The sequence below is a fragment of the Thalassobaculum salexigens DSM 19539 genome, assembly GCF_000423805.1.
GTDB classification, from domain to species: Bacteria; Pseudomonadota; Alphaproteobacteria; order Thalassobaculales; family Thalassobaculaceae; genus Thalassobaculum; species Thalassobaculum litoreum.
In genome coordinates this window covers 860899-877600 of sequence record NZ_KE384093.1, presented here as the reverse complement: position 1 = coordinate 877600, position 16702 = coordinate 860899, and the positions used below count along the sequence as shown (strand labels likewise).

The window sequence follows — 16702 nt, the reverse complement described above, 5'->3', positions numbered from 1 at the left end:
TGCGGGCTCCAGGCGGACGGTAGGGCGACAGAGGATGGTGCAGCGACCCGCCGACAGCAAGGGACCAGCGCGCGCCGACCCCGGATCGACCCGAATTGCTCAGCCGTCCTGCCGTAAGGTCGGCAGGCCGATGCCGGCCGCGTCGAAGCCGCCATCGACCGCCAGGGTCTGGCCGGTGATGTAGCTCGCCCGGTCGCTGCACAGGAAGAACACCGCGTTGGCGATCTCCTCCTCCAGCCCGTAGCGGTTCAGCGGGATCGCGTCGTGATAGTCGGCCCGGATCGCCGGGGTGTGGACCTCCTTGGCCATGGCGGTGTCGACGGGCCCGGGGGCGATCAGGTTGACCCGCACGCCGATCTCGCCGAGTTCGGTCGCCTGCTGCTTGGTCAGGTGCATGAGCGCCGCCTTCGACGTGCCATAGGCGACCCGCAGGGTGCTGGCGCGCAGGCCGGAGATCGAGCCGATATTCACCACCGCCCCGCCGCCGGTCTCCGCCATCAGCCGGGCGGTCTCCTGTACCATCAGGAACGGGCCGTTCAGGTTGACCGCCAGCACCCGCGACCACTCGTCGTAGCTGGTGTCGAGCAGCGGCTTGAAGACGGCGATCCCGGCGTTGTTCACCACCGCGTCGATCCGCCCGAACCGCTCTATGGCGACGCCGGCGACACGGCGCACCTGCACCGGGTCGGACACGTCGCAGGCCTGGGCCACCGCGTCCCCGCTGTCGAGATCGGCCTCAGCGGCGAGCAGCGCCTCGACCTCGATATCGACCATGACGACCCGCCAGCCCTCGGCCAGGAACCGCCTGGTCACCGCCAGCCCGATACCGCGCGCCGCGCCGGTCACGATGGCCACCTTCTGCGTCATGTCCGTTCTCCCTCTCCGCCCGTAAGGGCCGGCAGCAATGTTACGTCGAGAACGCCGTCGCCGCGCACCGGGCAGGTGTCCAGCGCCACGGTGGACGCCACGCCGAGGCGATGATGATAGAGCGGCAGCCAGGCCGGGTCCGCCTGCAGGGCACGGTAGGCATCGCCGTAGAGCCGGCCCCGCGCACCGTCCTCCACCGTCCGGCGGGCCTGGTCGAGCAGGCGCTCCACCGTCGGATTGGCATAGCCCTGCCACCAGGAACCGGCGACCCGGCTGTCGATCTTCTCGTAGAGCACCCGGAAGGTGCTCATCGGGCTGGAGTCGAAGACGCAGAGGTCGCCGATGCGCTTGTCGCGCACCCGTTCGGCATAGGCGACGCGGTCCTCGGTCACGCGGGGCTGCAGGGTGATGCCGACCGCGGCGAGTTGCTCGCCCAGCGCGGCGGTCAGCGCCTGCGCCTCGTCGGGCAGACGGGTCGGCGTGTCCACCGTGAGAACCAGTCCCGCGCCATGCCCGGCCTCCGCCAGCAAGGTCCGCGCCGTCTGCGGATCGAACAGCCCACCCGGCGCCCCATCCCCCTGCGCCCCATCGCCCGACGGCGTCGGCGCACCGAAATGGGCGGCGCTGACGAAACCCTCCAGCCTGTCGCCGTCGCCTGCGAGCACCGTGTCGATCAGCCGGGGCCGGTCGACCGCCAGCGTCAGCGCCCGCCGGACGCGGGCATCGGCGCAGGGACCGTGCGCGGCGTTCAGCAGGTAGATGATCGATGTGGGATCGGTGTACCCGGACCAGAACCGGCCCGCGCGCTCGACCGCCGGCCGCTGCGGCGAGGCCCGTATCCGGGTCGCCAGGGCGACCTGTCCCGACGCGACGGCCGCCGCCCGCCGATCCGCGTCCGGCTCGCAGCGGAAGACCAGTCCGGCGTTCTCGACCGGCCCGCCCCACCAGTGCGGATTGGCGGCCATCCGGACCCCCTCGCCCGGACGCGACGACTCGACCCGGTAGGCGCCGGTGCCGATCGGGTTTCGCCGGAAGTCCGGGTCGTCCACCTCCGGCGGGACGGCATAGGCGGAGGCGAGAATGTCCAGCAGATCGGCCAGTGGCTCCGTGGCGGTGATCGAGACCGTCCGCGCATCGACCGCCTGGATCGCCGCACCCGCGAGGTACTGGCCCCAAACCGCCGGCGCCCCCAGGGTGGCCCCGACATCCGGCCGCTTCATCCGCGCGATGGAGGCCGCCATGGCGACGGCATCCAGCGGACGTCCGTCATGGAATGTCAGCGCCGCGCGGAGCGTCAGGGTCCACGTGCGGGCGTCATCGGAGACGGTCCAGCTCTCGGCCAGCGCCGGCGCGTAGCCCCCGTCGGCCCGCCGGCGGACCGGGGCATCGAACACCGCCTCCAACAGGGCGAGGGCATCGCCGCTGTCGGTACAGTCGTGCGGGTCGCGGAGGTCGACGGAGGCCTGCAGGATCACGGCATGGTCGGTCATCGTTCCGTCTAACCACGAACCGGCGCGGGGCGGAAGGGATGACATCGACCCGGCGCCCGGCTAGCGTCCGGCGATGGACCTGCCCACTCCCCTGCACGAAGGCCGCCTGATCAGGCGCTACAAGCGCTTCCTCGCCGATATCGATCTCGACGGCGCGGTGGTGACCGCCCATTGCCCGAACCCGGGTGCGATGACCGGGCTGAAGGATCCGGGTCTGCGGGTCTGGCTGTCGCGCTCGCCCGATCCCAAGCGCAAGCTGCCCTACACCCTGGAGCTGGTCGAGACCGAAGGCGGGCTGGTCGGCATCCATACCGGGCGGCCGAACGCCATCGTCGCCGAGGCCATCGCCGCCGGGCTGATCCCGGAGCTGGCCGGCTACGAGACCCTGCGCCGCGAGGTGAAGTACGGGGTGAACAGCCGCATCGACATGCTGCTGGAAGCTCCGGGCCGGCCGCCCTGCTATGTGGAAGTGAAGAACGTGCATCTGGTCCGCCCGGACGGCCCCAATCCCGGCGCCCACGAGTTTCCCGACAGCGTGACCGCCCGCGGGGCGAAGCACCTGGACGAGCTGGCGGCCATGGTCGCGGCGGGACACCGGGCGGTGACGCTGTTCTGCATCCAGCGCATGGACGGCGACCGACTGGCACTGGCCCGCGACATCGACCCGAAATACGGCCTCGCCTTCGACCGGGCCCGCGCCGCCGGGGTGGAGGCGCTGGCGTGGGAATGCGACGTGACGCTGGGCCGCGTGGTGCTGAACCGCCCGGTGCCGGTGTCGGGATAAGCCCCGAACCTTGACCTTCCCGCCCGGTGGCAGCAGATTGCAGCCACGTTACGAAGCAAGGAAGATCGCGATGCAGCAGCTCGCCGAAGCGCGCCAGATCGTGCGCCATGGGCCTGAGGATTTCGAGGGTATGCGCAAGGCCGGACGCCTCGCGGCTGAGATCCTCGACATGATCACCGACCATGTCGCCCCCGGCGTGACCACCGACGAGCTGGACCGGCTCTGCCACGAGATGACGCTGGCCAATGGCGCCACCCCGGCGCCGCTCGGCTACAAGGGCTTCCCGAAGTCGATCTGCACCTCCATCAACCACGTGGTCTGTCACGGCATTCCGGGCGACCGCAAGCTGGTGGAAGGCGAGATCGTCAACATCGACGTGACCGTGATCCTCGACGGCTGGCACGGCGACAGCAGCCGCATGTACCTCGTCGGCGACAAGATCCCGGTGAAGGCCAAGCGGCTGGTGGAGGTGACCTACGACGCCATGATGCTGGGCATCGATGTGATCCGTCCGGGCGTGCATCTGGGCGCCATCGGCCACCGCATCCAGACCTTCGCCGAGGCGCAGCGCTTCTCGGTGGTGCGCGACTTCTGCGGCCATGGCCTGGGCCGCACCTTCCACGCGCCGCCGAGCGTGCTGCATTACGGCCACCCGACCGACGGCCCGATGCTGGAGCCGGGCATGTTCTTCACCGTCGAGCCGATGATCAATGCCGGCAAGTTCGCGGTGAAGATCCTGGAGGACGGCTGGACGGCGGTGACCCGTGACCGGTCGCTGTCGGCCCAGTTCGAGCACTCGATCGGCGTGACCGAGACCGGGTTCGAGATCTTCACCCTGTCGCCCAAGGGCTATACGAAGCCGCCGTACATTTGAGAACTCCCCCGTCGTCCCGACGCACGTCAGGACCGAGCTGCGGGCGTTCGAGTCGTGATCCTGACGTGCGTCAGTACGACGGGGGAAGGCTGAGTGCCGTCCCATTCCGCCCCCGCCCCTTCCATAGCCCGGCCGTGACCGCGAGCCAGGGAGGTCGGGCGTGTATGACGGGTTGGGCGAAGTGCAGGATCCCGGGCCGGAGGGCCACCGGCAACGGTTACGCAGGCGGTTCCTCGCCGCTGGGGCGGATGCGCTTGCGGATTACGAACTCATCGAACTTCTGCTGTTCCTGGCCAAGCCGCGCGGTGACGTCAAGCCGCTGGCCAAGCGGCTGATCGCCCGGTTCGGGTCCTTCGCCGAGACGATCAGCGCCGAGCCTCGGGAACTGGCGAAGGTGGACGGCATGGGCGAGGCCTCGGTCGCCGCGCTGAAGACCGCCAAGGCGGCGGCCGACCGGCTGCTGGGCGAACCGCTGCTGAAACGGCCGGTGCTGTCCGGCTGGAAACAGCTTCTCGACTACTGTCACGCCGCCATGGCGCACGAGCCGGTGGAGGTCGTGCGCGTGCTCTATCTCGACAAGCGCAACCGGCTGATCCAGGACGAGTTGCAGGGCCGCGGCACCATCGACCACACCCCGCTCTATCCGCGCGAGGTGGTGAAGCGGGCGCTGGACCTGGGTGCCTCGGCGCTGATCGTGGTGCACAACCACCCCACGGGCGACCCGACGCCGTCCCAGGCGGACATCTCCACCACGGCCCAACTCAAGGAGGCGGCGGCGACCCTGGGCATCGTGCTGCACGACCACCTGATCGTCGCCCGGCACGGCCATGCCAGCTTCCGCGCGAAGGGGTTGCTTTAGGACTCGACCGACTTGCCGTGGGTTTCGCGCACCACCAGGGCGACCAGCAGACCGAAAACGCCGATCACCGGCAGGACCAGGAAGGCGCGCTCATAGGCGGCGGCGGTGTAGACCCGGGCACCCTCCAGCATCGTGCCGTCCCAGGCGAGGTCGAGCACCCAGCCGAGCAGCGGCTGCAGCACGGCACCGGAGCCGACCACGCAGCCGTTGATGATCCCGATCGTGGCCCCGGCCGCCCAGAGCGGCGTGTTCTCGCGGCCGACCGAGAAGGACAGCACCATGGAGGAGGCCCCCAGCCCCTGCACGATCAACGCAGCGGCCAGGGTGACGTCGCTGACATGGGGCAGGTAGACGGCCGCGGCGATGCCGGCGGTGGACAGGATCGCGCCGAGGATCATGAAGGGCTTGCGCCGGCGATAGCGGTCGGCGAGCCAGCCGAACAGCGGCGCGCCCACGCCCCAGCCGATGAACAGGCAGCTCACCAGCAGCGCGGCTTCGGCCTTGGGATGGTCGTAGGCCTGCATGACATAGGGCACGCCCCAGAGGCCGCCGAAGGCCAGCATGGCGCTGGTCATGGCCAGCCCGAACATGGCCGCCAGCCAGACCTGGCCGCTGCCCGCCGCCCGCTTCAGCCCGGCCAGCAGGCGCGGCCGCGGCGCCGCACCGTCGACACGCGGACGGTCGCGCAGGATGAAGCCGCAGGCGATCGCCAGGGCGGCGCCGAACACGGCGACCACCAGCATCATCGGCCGCCAGCCGAACGCCTCCACCGCCGCGCCGAGGGGCGCCTGACCGGTGATGCCGCCGATCACGCCGAGCATCTGGGCGCCGCCGCTGAGCGTGGCGAAGCGGTGGGCCGGCATCCAGATCGCCGCATAGTTCAGGGCGCCGGCGAAGCTGAATGCGCAGCCGAAGCCGATCAGCATCCGGCCGAGATAGGCCATCCACAGGGTCTCGGCCCCGGCGAAGACGAAGCTGCCGACCGCCACCAGGCCGACGGCCACGGTGATCAACCGGCGCGGCCCGAAGCGGTCGAGCATCACCCCGACCGGGATCTGCGAGCCGGCATAGGCGTAGTAGTAGAAGGCCGAGAGATTCCCCACCAACGCCCCGCCGACCGCGAAGTCGCGCATCAGCTCGTCGACCATGACCGAGGGCGCGACCCGCTGGACGAAGGCGTAGAAGAAGAACAGCGCGCACAGGAACCAGCCGATCCCGAGCAGGGTGCGGGATGGGGTCGGGGTCGGACGCGAAGCGGCTGGCGGGGCGGAGCTCATGGTATCCGTGGCGGTTGGAAGGTGGGCAGGCCGGTTGGGTCCTGACGTGCATCAGGATGACGGCAAAGGTGGGAAATCCGGCACCGGAACGGGCCGGATAGGACTGATGTGTAGCGCAACCAAGAGCCAAAGCCGAGATCAAGCGGATCCGAGCGCGCCGCTGCCCATGATCCGGCTGTCGCACCCGGCTGTTAGATCCGAACCTTGAACCCAGCCGCTGGAGCCGGCCGTCAGGCCCGGCGCCCTCCACCCATCCCGTCATCCTGACGCACGTCAGGATCAAGCCGCTGCCGCAGGTCGACCGTCCATGCGCGGGTCCTGACATGCGTCAGGACGACGGGGGAGGAGCACCGGCTCCTCGCCCCAATGGCTCACCGCAATGGCCCGCCTCAATGGCTCTCGCGCATCAGCGGGGTGCCGGAATTACCGACCAGGAAGTCCAGATCCGCGCCCTTGTCCGCCTGGTTGACGGTCTCGACATAGAGCTTGGAATAGCCGCGGTCGTAAGGGCTCTTGAAGGCTGCCCGGGTGGCCCGGCGCTTCTCCAGCTCGGCGTCCGACACGTCCAGGTGCAGGCGCCGGTTCGGCACGTCGACCTCGATCATGTCGCCGCTCTGCACCAGGGACAGCGGTCCGCCGGCCGCCGCCTCGGGCGCGCCGTGCAGGATCACCGTGCCGTAGGCGGTGCCGGACATGCGGGCGTCGGAGATGCGGATCATGTCGGTGATGCCCTTGCGCAGCACCTTCGGCGGCAGACCCATGTTGCCGACCTCCGCCATGCCCGGATAGCCGATCGGACCGCAGTTCTTCAGCACCATGATGCAGGTCTCGTCGATATCGAGATCCTCGTCGTCGATCCGCGCCTTGTAGTCGTCGATATCCTCGAACACCACGGCCCGGCCGGTATGCACCATCAGCTCCGGCGTTGCGGCCGACGGCTTCAGGATGGCGCCGTCGGGCGTCATGTTGCCGCGCAGCACCGCGATGCCGCCATTCGGCTTGAACGGCTCCTTCAGCGGGAAGATGACGTCGCGGTTGTAGCATTCCGCGTCCTTCACGTTCTCCCAGATGGTCTTGCCGTTGGCGGTGACGGCGTCCTTGTGCAGGGAGTCGCCGATCTCCCGCAGCACCGCCGGCAGGCCGCCGGCGTAGTAGAAATCCTCCATCAGGTGCTCGCCCGACGGCATCAGGTTGACCAGGCAGGGCATGTCCTTGCCCAGCCGGTCCCAGTCGTCGAGGCCGATGTCGACGCCGAGACGGCCGGCGATGGCCTGCAGGTGGATGACCGCGTTGGTCGACCCGCCGATGGCACCGTTGGTCACCATGGCGTTCTCGAACGCGTCCTTGGTCAGGATCTTCGACAGGCGCAGATCCTCGATCACCATGTCGACGATGCGCTTGCCGGACATGTGGGCCAGCACGTAGCGGCGGCTGTCCACGGCCGGGATCGCGGCGTTGGCCGGCAGGGACACGCCCAGGCTCTCCACCATCGACGCCATGGTCGAGGCGGTACCCATGGTCATGCAGTGACCGGCGGAACGGTGATTGTCCTGCTCCGCGCTCATGAAGGCTTCGATCGACATCTCGCCGGCGCGGACGGCCTCGGAGAACTTCCAGACATGGGTGCCGGAACCGATCTTCTCGCCCTTGTAATAGCCGTTGAGCATCGGGCCGCCGGATACGCAGATGGTCGGCAGGTCGCAGCTCGACGCGCCCATCAGCAGGGCCGGCGTGGTCTTGTCGCAGCCGACCAGCAGCACCACGCCGTCCATCGGCAGGCCTCGGATCGCCTCCTCCACGTCCATGGACGCGAGGTTGCGGTACAGCATCGAGGTCGGCCGGAGCTGGCTCTCGGAATTGGAGAAGACCGGGAATTCGAGCGGGAAGCCGCCCGCCTCCCACACGCCGCGCTTCACATGCTCGCAGATCTTGCGGAAATGGCCGTGGCAGGGATTGAACTCGCTGAACGTGTTGGCGATGCCGATGATCGGCCGGCCATCGAAGACCTCGGCCGGAAAGCCCTGGTTCTTCATCCAGGACCGGTGGGCATACCCGTCCTTGTCGATCTTGCCATACCACTGTGACGAGCGGCGTTTGCCCTTCATGGGATCGGGACGGTCGGTCATCGCGCATTTCCTCCGGTCGAGCGACTATACCGGCCCTTTTTGATGGAATTCTTGGAGGCCGGCGAGCGGAAGGGTGCGCTGTGTCGGGCGCCTGGGTCAAGGCAGGCAAACGCCGGCGCGAGAGACCCGCGCCGGCGTCAGGAATACGACAGTTGTAAAGCTCAGCTCAGCGAGCCGCAGAACCGCTGGATGCGCTCGCAGGCTTCCTCAAGCACCTTGGTCGAGGTCGCGTAGGAGATCCGGAAATGCGGGCTCAGGCCGAAGGCCTCGCCCTGCACGGCGGCCACGCCCTCGCTCTCCAGCAGCGCGGTGACGAAGTCGCTGTCGCTCTCGATCACCTTGCCGTCCGGCGTCTTCTTGCCGATGCAGCCCTTCACCGACGGGTAGACATAGAACGCGCCGTCCGGGGTCGGGCAGGTGATGCCGGCCGCCTGGTTCAGCATGGAGACCACCAGGTCTCGGCGCTCCTTGAAGACCTTGTTGTTCTCGGCGATGAAGCCGTGATCGCCGGTCAGCGCCGCCACGGAGGCCGCCTGGCTGACCGAGCACGGGTTGGAGGTCGACTGCGACTGGATGTCGGTCATCGCCTTGATCAGGTCCGCCGGGCCGCCGGCGAAGCCGATGCGCCAGCCGGTCATGCAATAGGCCTTGGACACGCCGTTGACCGTCAGGGTGCGGTCGTACAGGCCGGGCTCGACCTGGGCCGGGGTGCAGAACTCGAAATCGTCGTAGACGAGATGCTCGTACATGTCGTCGGTCATCACCCAGACATGCGGATGCTTCATCAGCACGTCGGTGATCTTCTTCATGTCCGCGCGGGTATAGCCGGCGCCGGTCGGGTTGGACGGGGAGTTCAGCACCACCCATTTGGTCTTCGGGGTGATCGCCTTCTCGAGGTCCTCCGGCTGCAGCTTGAAACCCTGTTCCTGCGGGCAGTCGATGAAGACCGGCTTGCCCTCGGCCAGGATCGCCATGTCCGGATAGCTGACCCAGTAGGGGGCGGGGATGATCACCTCGTCGCCCGGATCCAGGGTCGCCATGAAGGCGTTGTACAGGACCTGCTTGCCGCCGGTGCCGACGACGATCTGGTTGCGGGCGTACTCAAGCCCGTTGTCGCGCTTGAACTTCAGCGCGATGGCGTCCTTCAGCTCCGGCGTGCCGCCGACGGCGGTGTATTTGGTGTTGTTGTTGTCGATCGCCGCCTTACCGGCATCCTTGATGTGCTGGGGCGTGGGGAAATCCGGCTCGCCGGCGCCCAGGCCGATCACGTCGTGACCCGCCGCTTTCAGTTCCATGGCCTTGGTGCTGACGGCGATCGTCGGCGACGGCTTCACGCGGCTCAGCCGCTCGGCAAGGATGCCCATCTCTCGAAAACTCCCAGGAATTCGCGGTTCGCGGAATGCCGGGCACGCTACGCCCGACCTATTCGCAAAGCAAGGTAGCCGGGCGTCCCGGAGACAAAAAAACGGGCCGGTTGGGAAACCGGCCCGAGGGAGCACCCGGGAGGGATCGGGGAGACGCCTCTCCCCGTCGGGCATGCGTCGCTGCGTTCAGTCCAGTTTCTCGACGTTGATGCCGATGGTGATGGCGCCGATCGCCTGACCGGTCGCCGGATCGACGACGGTGGCATTGACCTGGCTCTGGAACTGGCCGCTGGAATCGTCGAACTCGACCTCGTCGATGAACACCGCGTCCGGACCCACCGGATAGGTCTTCTGCCACTTGTCCTCGTCACCCTGCATGTAGTCGGAGGTGACGTCGCTCTGACCCACGTTCAGGCCCTTCGCGTCCATGACGAAGACTTCCGAATACAGGCCGTTGGAAGCGGCCTTCTTCTCCTTGAGGAAGGCGGAGAGCTTGCCGGCGAGCACCTTGTCGATCAGCGGCCCGCTGCCGGCTTCGGCCTCGGCGCGCCACTGCTTGTCGAGGGCATCGATCTCGGCCTCCGAGAGGCCGGCGGTCTCGGCGTTCTGCGCCTTCACGGCCTCGATGACCGTCGGATCGCTCAACCAGGGCCTCACCTGTTTGCTCAGAACGTCAGTAATCTGCGATGCGAAATCATTGGCGGACGCTGCTCCGGCACTAAAGGCCACGACCGTCGCCACCACACCCAGCGTTTTCAGATATCGACCCAAGGTCATCTAGGTTTCTCCCTTATCTCTTTATTTCGCCTGCCACATTCTCTGACGGGCTGTCAGCGGACGTAGCTTCGAGACGGACAAAGGAACACTCGTTTCCATGGAAGCCCGACTTCACTTCCGAAACTGCACTCAAAGGTGTTAATAAAAACTAAAAGCCCCGAAAGAGTGAGACAGAAAAGCAATATACTTTAATAAACGTCTTCTTAACGATACGCGAATACCGTTAACCGTCGCACAGCGTGAAGGGGCATCACATGCGCATTGGATTTCGGATCGGAGCAGGTTTCGCTGGGGTCGTCGCATTAACCCTGGTTCTCGGCGCCACGGGGTGGCTGGCACTGGAGCGGTATTCCGACCAGGTCTCCCAGGCGGACCGGGTCGCCGACATCCAGCGGCTGATCCGAAGCGCGCAGATCTCGGCCAGCGCCTATCGCCTGTCCGGGGAGCAGGCCGCGCGGGACGCGACGCTTGCCCATCTGGAGCAGGCCGCCGCTCTGGCTGAGGCCGTCGGCGAGCAGGACACGGCGGGGACAATCCTTGAATACCGCCGGCAGTTCGACACCCTGGTAGCCGCCCGCGCAAGCGCCGACCAGCTGATCGCCGAGATCCAGTCGAACAATGTCGAGTTCGAGCGGGTGGCCACCAATATCCGCCGGGATCAGGACAACCGCCGCACCGCGCTGAGCACGCAGCGCGACGCCGCCCTGGCCGAGCAGAACGAGAAGCTGCAGATCGAGGAACTGACCCGCACGCTGATCATGGCGACGCTCAGCGCGCGCCGCGACGAGGCGGTCTATCTGCGGACCCGGTCCGCGGAGGACGCCGCCGCCGCGCGGGAGGGCACCAAGGACATGTTCCTGACGGCGATCAAACTGAAAAAGCTCACCGCAGGGACCGACGACGAGAAGCCCGTGGCCCTGCTGGCCGCGGCGGTCGGCGGGTACCGCAAGGCATTGGAGGCGATGTTCGCCGCCGTCGAGGCGGGTCAGGACGAAACGGAGGTCGTGGCCGAACTCGAGAGCGTGTCGAAGAAGATCAACGCCTTCGCGACCGCCCTGGCCCGCAAGGAGACCGCCGCCTATGCAAAGGCCCGTGCCGCGGCCCAGGCGGCGACGGCGGAGGCCCAGGCGGCGTCCGACATCGCCACCCAGGCCGCCGATCTGCTGACGGCGGTCAAGAAGATCGACGCGAACACCAAAGAGGTTGTCGCCGCCAACGGCCAAGGTGCCGCTGCCATGGCGCAGGTCTTCGCCTTCGGAGCCCTCGAGAACACCATTCGCGCCCTCGCCGGCAGCCTGCCGGAGGGATCGTCCATCGATCAGTTCAGCGACATGGTGGTCACCGCGAAGAAGAAATTCGACACCCTGGTGACCGCCCTGCAGACCCGGACGGCGGCGGCCGAGGAGATGACGGCCGCGGCCGCGGCCGTGGCCGAGCAGGTCGAGGCCAGCGTCGCCGCCTCCATCGTCACCCGCACCGACGACAAGCTGCTGTCGACCCTGCTGATCCTGGCCGGAACCGCCGCGGCCGCGGTGCTGGCCGTGATCCTGGCCCTGTTCCTGGGCCGCGGGATCACCAGCCCGCTGCGGGCGATCACCCAGGCCATGGAGCGGTTGGCGGATAACGACCTGGACGTCGAGATCCCCGGCGTGAACCGCAAGGACGAGATCGCCGACATCGCGCGCTGCGTGCAGGTGTTCAAGGACAACGCCCAGCGGGTCCGGCGCCTGGAGCAGGAGCAGGAAGAGGCGGACGCCCGCGCCGAGGCCGAGAAGCGCCGGTCGCTGGAAGCCCTGGCCGCGAGCTTCGAGCAGTCCGTGGGCACGCTGGTGGCGGGCCTGACCGCCCAGGTGGCGGATGTCCGCGCCCGGGCGGAGGCCATGGCCACGTCCTCGAACGCCTCGCTGTCGCGCGCCGATGCGGTGGCGGCGTCTTCCGAGCAGTCGACCGCCAACGTGCAGGCCGTCTCCGAGGCGGCCGACGAACTGGCCGCCGCCTCCTCGGAGATCGGGTCCCAGGTGGCCCGCGCCGCCGAGATGGCCCGGGGCGCGAGCACCCAGGCCGGCATCGGCAACGAGCGGATCGCCGCCCTGGCGGAGACCGCGACCCGGATCGGTGCGGTGATCGCCCTGATTCAGGAGATCGCCGAACAGACCAACCTGCTGGCCCTCAATGCCACGATCGAGGCGGCGCGCGCCGGCGATGCCGGCAAGGGCTTCGCGGTCGTCGCCTCGGAGGTGAAGAACCTCGCCACCCAGACCGCCAAGGCGACCGACGATATTCGCCAGCAGATCGAGCAGATGCAGGGCGCCAGCGGCGAGGCCGTCAAGGCGATCGATACCGTCGCCCGGGCGGTCGCCGGGCTGGACGACATGAACGCCGCCGTGGCCGCGGCCGTCGAGGAACAGGCGGCGACCACCTCGACAATCGCCGGCAACAGCCAGGAGGCCGCGGCTCAGACCTCCAAGGTCTCTTCCGAGATCGCCGAAGTCAGCGAAGCGTCGCGCGAAACCGGACAGAGCGCCGGTGAGGTTCTCAGCACCTGCAATGTCCTGGAGGCCGAAATGCAAACCCTGGAACGAGAGGTGTCCGGCTTCCTGCAGCGCATCCGATCAAGTTGAGGTAAATTCGCCCCAATTACTTGACGAATCATGCCCGACATCGTGAAATTGTCTTCTCTGCGGCGATCTAGGTGAAGAGCGTGTCCCCTTCCAAGAGCTCTCCCGTTGTGGATGCCGATGTGACGACGTCGGGCCGTCTGGTGGGCCTGCCGTCGCTGTCGACCGCCTGGACCGTCACAGTGGTGCCTGGCAACGACGGCGTGCCGCCGGATATAGAGCGGCGTCGGTACGACGCGACCTACGACAGCCTGGAGGTTCAGGAGCGGCCGCGGCACGACGGTGTCGCCGATTTCGCGGCGCTCTGGGGTTCCAGGCGCCAGGGTGCCTGCCTGCCGTCGCGCGGGGATTTTCCGGTGGAGGATCTGAAGCGCTGGTTCGGCCATGTGCTGATCATGGATGTCGGACCGGATGCCGAGGATTTCCGCTACCGGATGATCGGGACCGACATCACCGCCTTCCGGGATCGCGACTACACCGGCAAGTGGATTTCGGAATGCAGCTTCGGCGAATCCCGAGAGTCCATGGTCGCCACCTTCCGCAATCCCGTCCTCCAGCGCCGACCGGTCTTCCGCTGCGGCTGGGTGCAATGGCCGGTGGACGGATCCTGGCGCAGCTTCGATAGTGTCCACTGTCCGCTCGCGACGGACGGTCGCACGGTCGATATGACCATCGGCGTGCTCTACTTCGATGCGTTTCCCCCGCCTGGACTGGAAGAATGACGGATATTGCCTCGCTGGTCGCCGGATTCCGCGACATCGCAACCCCCACCATCGCCAACGCCCTCGACGAGCTCGACCTGAACGGCGTGATCACCGGCCTGAACGCCGTGGTTCCGGGGACCAAGGCCGTCGGCCCCGCCGTCACCGTGCGCCAGCAGACCGGCGCCAAGGGCACCTTCCCGGTGGAGGACTTCAAGGTCGGTCACATGATCGAAGCGGCCGGTGCGGGCGACGTGATCGTCGTCGACAACGGCGGCAATCCGGTCTCGACCTGGGGCGGCATGGCGAGTTACGCGGCCAAGATCCAGGGCATCGAAGGCCTGCTGGTCGAGGGCGGCGTGCGCGACTGGGAGGAGCAGCAGGAGTTCCGCTTTCCGATCTTCGCCCGCCACATGGTGCCGACGCCCGGCAAGACCCGCCTGAAGGTGGAAGCCATCGGCGAGCCGATCACCATCGAGGGCGTGCTGATCCGGCCGGGCGACCTGATCGTCGCCGACGGGTCCGGCATCTGCGTGATCCCGATCGACCGGGCCGCCGAGATCCTGGAGATGACCCGGCGCTACGCCGACGACGACGCCCAGGCGATGAAGGAAATGGACAACGGCCTCACCTTCCGCGAGGCGCTGGCCAAGTTCGCCAAGATCTGAGGCGCTCCAACCACCCTCACCCCATTCCCCGGCCCAGGGCCGGGGGAGTCATCTGGGTCGGAAATGCCCGTTCGCCCCGCCGCTCAGTGCAGGCGACCGCCGTTCGGGACCTTGGTGGTCGGGGAGACCAGAACCACCGCACCCTCCTCGTCCATGAAACCGAGGGTCAGCACCTCGCTCATGAACGGGCCGATCTGGCGCGGCGGAAAGTTGACGACCGCGGCGATCTGCCGACCGACCAGTTCCTCCGGGGTGTAATGCACGGTGATCTGGGCCGAGGTCTTCTTCACCCCGATCTCCTCGCCGAAATCGATCCACAGCTTGATCGCCGGCTTGCGCGCCTCCGGAAACGGCTGCGCCTCGACGACCGTCCCAACCCGGATGTCGACCTTCAGGAAATCGTCGTAGGTGATCTCCGGTGCCCGCGCGTCCGCCATGTTCGCTCCCGACTGATTGGCTGCCACAGGCAGTGCCGGTAGCACGCGCCACCGTCCGACCGCAACCATGCGGCGCCGCCCGCAGTCCTGCTAGAGCGGATCGTGCGGTGGCGAGATCACTTCGTGATCGCGTCAGCGTGCGTGAATCTGCTCTATCTTATTGGTTTAGAGACAAATTCACCGACCATATTGAATCATAAAATGATTCAATATGGTCGGATTTGGCTCTAGAAACGAAAAGGGGCCGCCCGATCACTCGGACGGCCCCTGCACCTCGCGCCCCTCGGGACAGGGCTTGAGTATCGCGTGATTACGACTTGGTCTTCTCGATCGCGGTCTTGACCTCGTCGAGCGACTCCATGATGCGCTTGTTGATGATGCCCGACGCCTCGGCGTTGGACTTCGCGACCATCTCCTGAAGCTCCTTCAGGTTGCCCAGCGCCTGCTCGAGGGTCGACTTGGCGATCGAGGCCTGCTGCGCCAGCTTCTCTTCCGGCGCGCCCTGGGTGGCGATCGCCTGCAGGTTCGACTGAACCTCGACGATGGCGGCCTGAGCGATCTCGCTCTGGCGCTTCATGATCGCCTGCATGCCCTCGGCGGCGATCTGGTTCGCCTGCGCGATCGCATCGAAATTCTTCTTGTGGGCGGCGACGATGCCGTCGACATCCACGTTCGGGATCTTGAACTCGCCCATCATCTTCTGAACGTCAAAGTCCATGAAGGGGTTCTTGAACTCGGCCATTTCCACTCTCCTCTTTGAACGGCTGGGAACTTGCGGGAGGCAGGCCCAGCCGGCGCAGTCGTTGCTGCACTGCACAATCACCACAGATAAATGGGACCGGTGCGGACCAGAGTCAATCGAATTTTGTGCACTGCAGCATAAATTGCGCAACTGCAGGCGCCGAGCAGGGCGATAGCCGCGGCGTTCGGCCGGAAACCGGTTGATCTACTGGCTTGAAATGAGCTCGAGATGACGCTCGATCAGGGTCACGATCCCGGGCACCGCCGCCTTGGCGATCGGCGAAGCCACCGGCCCCCAGTCCGTGTCCAGGGCCCCGGACGCGACCGTGTTGGACTGGTCGATCGTACCGAGCTCCCGCCCGATGCCGTCCATCACCGTCCAGGAGATCTTCACCAGATCGCCGCCGAGCTCCTTCGGCTCGATCGACACGTAACCCTGGACAACGAACCCGTCGGGCGGCGGGAAGTCGGCGACCGCGACATCCGCCCGCTTCAGGGCGAAAGCCATGGCCCGGCGCAACATGTCGTTGCCGTTGCCCGGCGCGCCGCCGACCTCGTAGACCGTCACGGAGAACGGCGGCGGCTCGATATCCATGCGCCGGGCATTCGGTACGATCCAGCGCGCGACCTGGGTCACCGCCTGCTCGAAGCGGGGGTCGCTGGCGATGGCGTCCACCCGGGTGCCGACGATCTCGCCGTTCGGTCGGCTCAGGGTCCAGATGATCTTCAAGGCCCCGTCGGCCTGCCGCTCGCCCGACGTGCTGAGCATCAGGCTGGACCGGTTCGACGCGTTGGAGCTCGCCGCCACCCCCCGCTTCTGCAGCGCGTCGACGGTCATCTCGGTGATCAGTTCGGCGGTGTCGTCGGGGACGCCGACCATCGGCCACACGAGCACGCCCTCGGTCGCCGGAGCGATCAGGAACGGCGCTTTGGCGAGGTTCGCCTCGTCCTTGGAAAAGGGCTGCGGCAGTTGCCCGCAACCGGCCAGGACGACGAGCGCGAACAGCAGGAAGAGCAGACGCACGATCATACGATGACGCAGCTCACCAGCAGGCCCAGAAACAGGAAACCGAGAAAGATCCACAGATGCGGCATGGCGGTGGTATGCCGCGCCGCACC

General features: G+C 67.3%; 15 protein-coding genes. 6 read left to right on the top strand and 9 right to left on the bottom strand.

All coding sequences use genetic code 11. The features are described 5' to 3' along the window. Nucleotides 1–99: 99 nt before the first annotated feature. Together G578_RS0108415 and G578_RS0108410 are read right to left on the bottom strand one after the other, a co-directional pair. Nucleotides 100–867: an SDR family NAD(P)-dependent oxidoreductase gene (locus G578_RS0108415; protein WP_028793855.1), complete on the bottom strand. Its 768-nt coding sequence runs from the start codon at nt 865–867 to the stop codon at nt 100–102. Beyond that, nucleotides 864–2357, bottom strand: a complete 1494-nt coding sequence (locus G578_RS0108410; RefSeq protein WP_028793854.1) for an ABC transporter substrate-binding protein — start codon at nt 2355–2357, stop codon at nt 864–866. The genes G578_RS0108415 and G578_RS0108410 overlap by 4 nt, the downstream gene beginning before the upstream one ends. 73 nt (nt 2358–2430) lie before the next feature. Between G578_RS0108410 and sfsA the strand changes: the two genes are divergently transcribed. From sfsA to radC, 3 genes are all read left to right on the top strand, one after another. Further along, nucleotides 2431–3141, top strand: a complete 711-nt coding sequence (gene sfsA, locus G578_RS0108405; RefSeq protein ID WP_028793853.1) for a DNA/RNA nuclease SfsA — start codon at nt 2431–2433, stop codon at nt 3139–3141. Between the two features lie 70 nt (nt 3142–3211). Next, the gene (map, locus tag G578_RS0108400) at nt 3212–4015 is read left to right on the top strand and encodes a type I methionyl aminopeptidase (protein WP_051244342.1); all 804 of its coding nucleotides are present in this window, start codon (nt 3212–3214) and stop codon (nt 4013–4015) included. Nucleotides 4016–4175: 160 nt separating this feature from the next. Further along, on the top strand, nt 4176–4874 hold the full coding sequence (radC, locus tag G578_RS0108395) for a RadC family protein (RefSeq protein ID WP_028793851.1): 699 nt from the start codon (nt 4176–4178) through the stop codon (nt 4872–4874). On the opposite strand, the gene G578_RS0108390 is transcribed toward radC, so the two are convergent. The 4 genes from G578_RS0108390 to G578_RS0108375 form a co-directional block, all read right to left on the bottom strand. After that, nucleotides 4871–6151 (bottom strand): MFS transporter, encoded by a 1281-nt coding sequence (locus G578_RS0108390; RefSeq protein WP_028793850.1) that lies wholly within the window; start codon nt 6149–6151, stop codon nt 4871–4873. The two genes, radC and G578_RS0108390, sit on opposite strands and share 4 nt — an antisense overlap. A gap of 389 nt (nt 6152–6540) precedes the next feature. Continuing rightward, nucleotides 6541–8277, bottom strand: a complete 1737-nt coding sequence (locus G578_RS0108385) for an IlvD/Edd family dehydratase (protein ID WP_028793849.1) — start codon at nt 8275–8277, stop codon at nt 6541–6543. A 161-nt stretch (nt 8278–8438) separates the two neighbouring features. After that, nucleotides 8439–9641, bottom strand: coding sequence for a pyridoxal phosphate-dependent aminotransferase (locus tag G578_RS0108380; protein WP_028793848.1), 1203 nt, complete (start codon nt 9639–9641; stop codon nt 8439–8441). Between the two features lie 186 nt (nt 9642–9827). Continuing rightward, a complete protein-coding gene (locus G578_RS0108375) occupies nt 9828–10286 on the bottom strand; it encodes a hypothetical protein (RefSeq protein WP_211228880.1) in 459 nt (152 codons plus the stop codon). Nucleotides 10287–10672: 386 nt separating this feature from the next. Here G578_RS0108375 and G578_RS28300 point away from each other — a divergent pair, with 386 nt between their 5' ends. The 3 genes from G578_RS28300 (at nt 10673) to G578_RS0108360 (ending at nt 14405) form a co-directional block, all read left to right on the top strand. Then, entirely contained in the window at nt 10673–13039 is a 2367-nt protein-coding gene (locus G578_RS28300; RefSeq protein ID WP_051244339.1) for a methyl-accepting chemotaxis protein, read from the top strand. 80 nt (nt 13040–13119) lie between these two features. Beyond that, entirely contained in the window at nt 13120–13758 is a 639-nt protein-coding gene (locus G578_RS0108365) for a PAS domain-containing protein (RefSeq protein WP_169400838.1), read from the top strand. Next, complete coding sequence (locus G578_RS0108360) at nt 13755–14405, top strand: RraA family protein (protein WP_028793845.1); 651 nt, start codon at nt 13755–13757, stop codon at nt 14403–14405. The genes G578_RS0108365 and G578_RS0108360 overlap by 4 nt, the downstream gene beginning before the upstream one ends. 83 nt (nt 14406–14488) lie before the next feature. Here G578_RS0108360 and G578_RS0108355 read toward each other — a convergent pair whose 3' ends face one another. From G578_RS0108355 to G578_RS0108345, 3 genes are all read right to left on the bottom strand, one after another. Further along, nucleotides 14489–14842, bottom strand: a complete 354-nt coding sequence (locus tag G578_RS0108355) for a tRNA-binding protein (protein ID WP_028793844.1) — start codon at nt 14840–14842, stop codon at nt 14489–14491. A 310-nt stretch (nt 14843–15152) separates the two neighbouring features. After that, nucleotides 15153–15584, bottom strand: coding sequence for a phasin family protein (locus G578_RS0108350; protein ID WP_028793843.1), 432 nt, complete (start codon nt 15582–15584; stop codon nt 15153–15155). 204 nt (nt 15585–15788) lie between these two features. After that, nucleotides 15789–16613 (bottom strand): hypothetical protein, encoded by an 825-nt coding sequence (locus tag G578_RS0108345; protein ID WP_028793842.1) that lies wholly within the window; start codon nt 16611–16613, stop codon nt 15789–15791. Nucleotides 16614–16702 lie beyond the last annotated feature (89 nt).

Excerpts from the sequence above, each read along its gene's own strand:
- G578_RS0108350 (WP_028793843.1), bottom strand. The coding sequence starts at position 15,584 with ATGGCCGAGTTCAAGAACCCCTTCATGGACTTTGACGTTCAGAAGATG.
- G578_RS0108410 (WP_028793854.1), bottom strand. The coding sequence starts at position 2,357 with ATGACCGACCATGCCGTGATCCTGCAGGCCTCCGTCGACCTCCGCGAC.
- G578_RS0108390 (WP_028793850.1), bottom strand. The coding sequence starts at position 6,151 with ATGAGCTCCGCCCCGCCAGCCGCTTCGCGTCCGACCCCGACCCCATCC.
- G578_RS0108415 (WP_028793855.1), bottom strand. The coding sequence starts at position 867 with ATGACGCAGAAGGTGGCCATCGTGACCGGCGCGGCGCGCGGTATCGGG.
- G578_RS0108385 (WP_028793849.1), bottom strand. The coding sequence starts at position 8,277 with ATGACCGACCGTCCCGATCCCATGAAGGGCAAACGCCGCTCGTCACAG.
- G578_RS0108380 (WP_028793848.1), bottom strand. The coding sequence starts at position 9,641 with ATGGGCATCCTTGCCGAGCGGCTGAGCCGCGTGAAGCCGTCGCCGACG.
- G578_RS0108360 (WP_028793845.1), top strand. The coding sequence starts at position 13,755 with ATGACGGATATTGCCTCGCTGGTCGCCGGATTCCGCGACATCGCAACC.
- G578_RS28300 (WP_051244339.1), top strand. The coding sequence starts at position 10,673 with ATGCGCATTGGATTTCGGATCGGAGCAGGTTTCGCTGGGGTCGTCGCA.
- sfsA (WP_028793853.1), top strand. The coding sequence starts at position 2,431 with ATGGACCTGCCCACTCCCCTGCACGAAGGCCGCCTGATCAGGCGCTAC.
- map (WP_051244342.1), top strand. The coding sequence starts at position 3,212 with ATGCAGCAGCTCGCCGAAGCGCGCCAGATCGTGCGCCATGGGCCTGAG.
- G578_RS0108345 (WP_028793842.1), bottom strand. The coding sequence starts at position 16,613 with ATGATCGTGCGTCTGCTCTTCCTGCTGTTCGCGCTCGTCGTCCTGGCC.
- G578_RS0108355 (WP_028793844.1), bottom strand. The coding sequence starts at position 14,842 with ATGGCGGACGCGCGGGCACCGGAGATCACCTACGACGATTTCCTGAAG.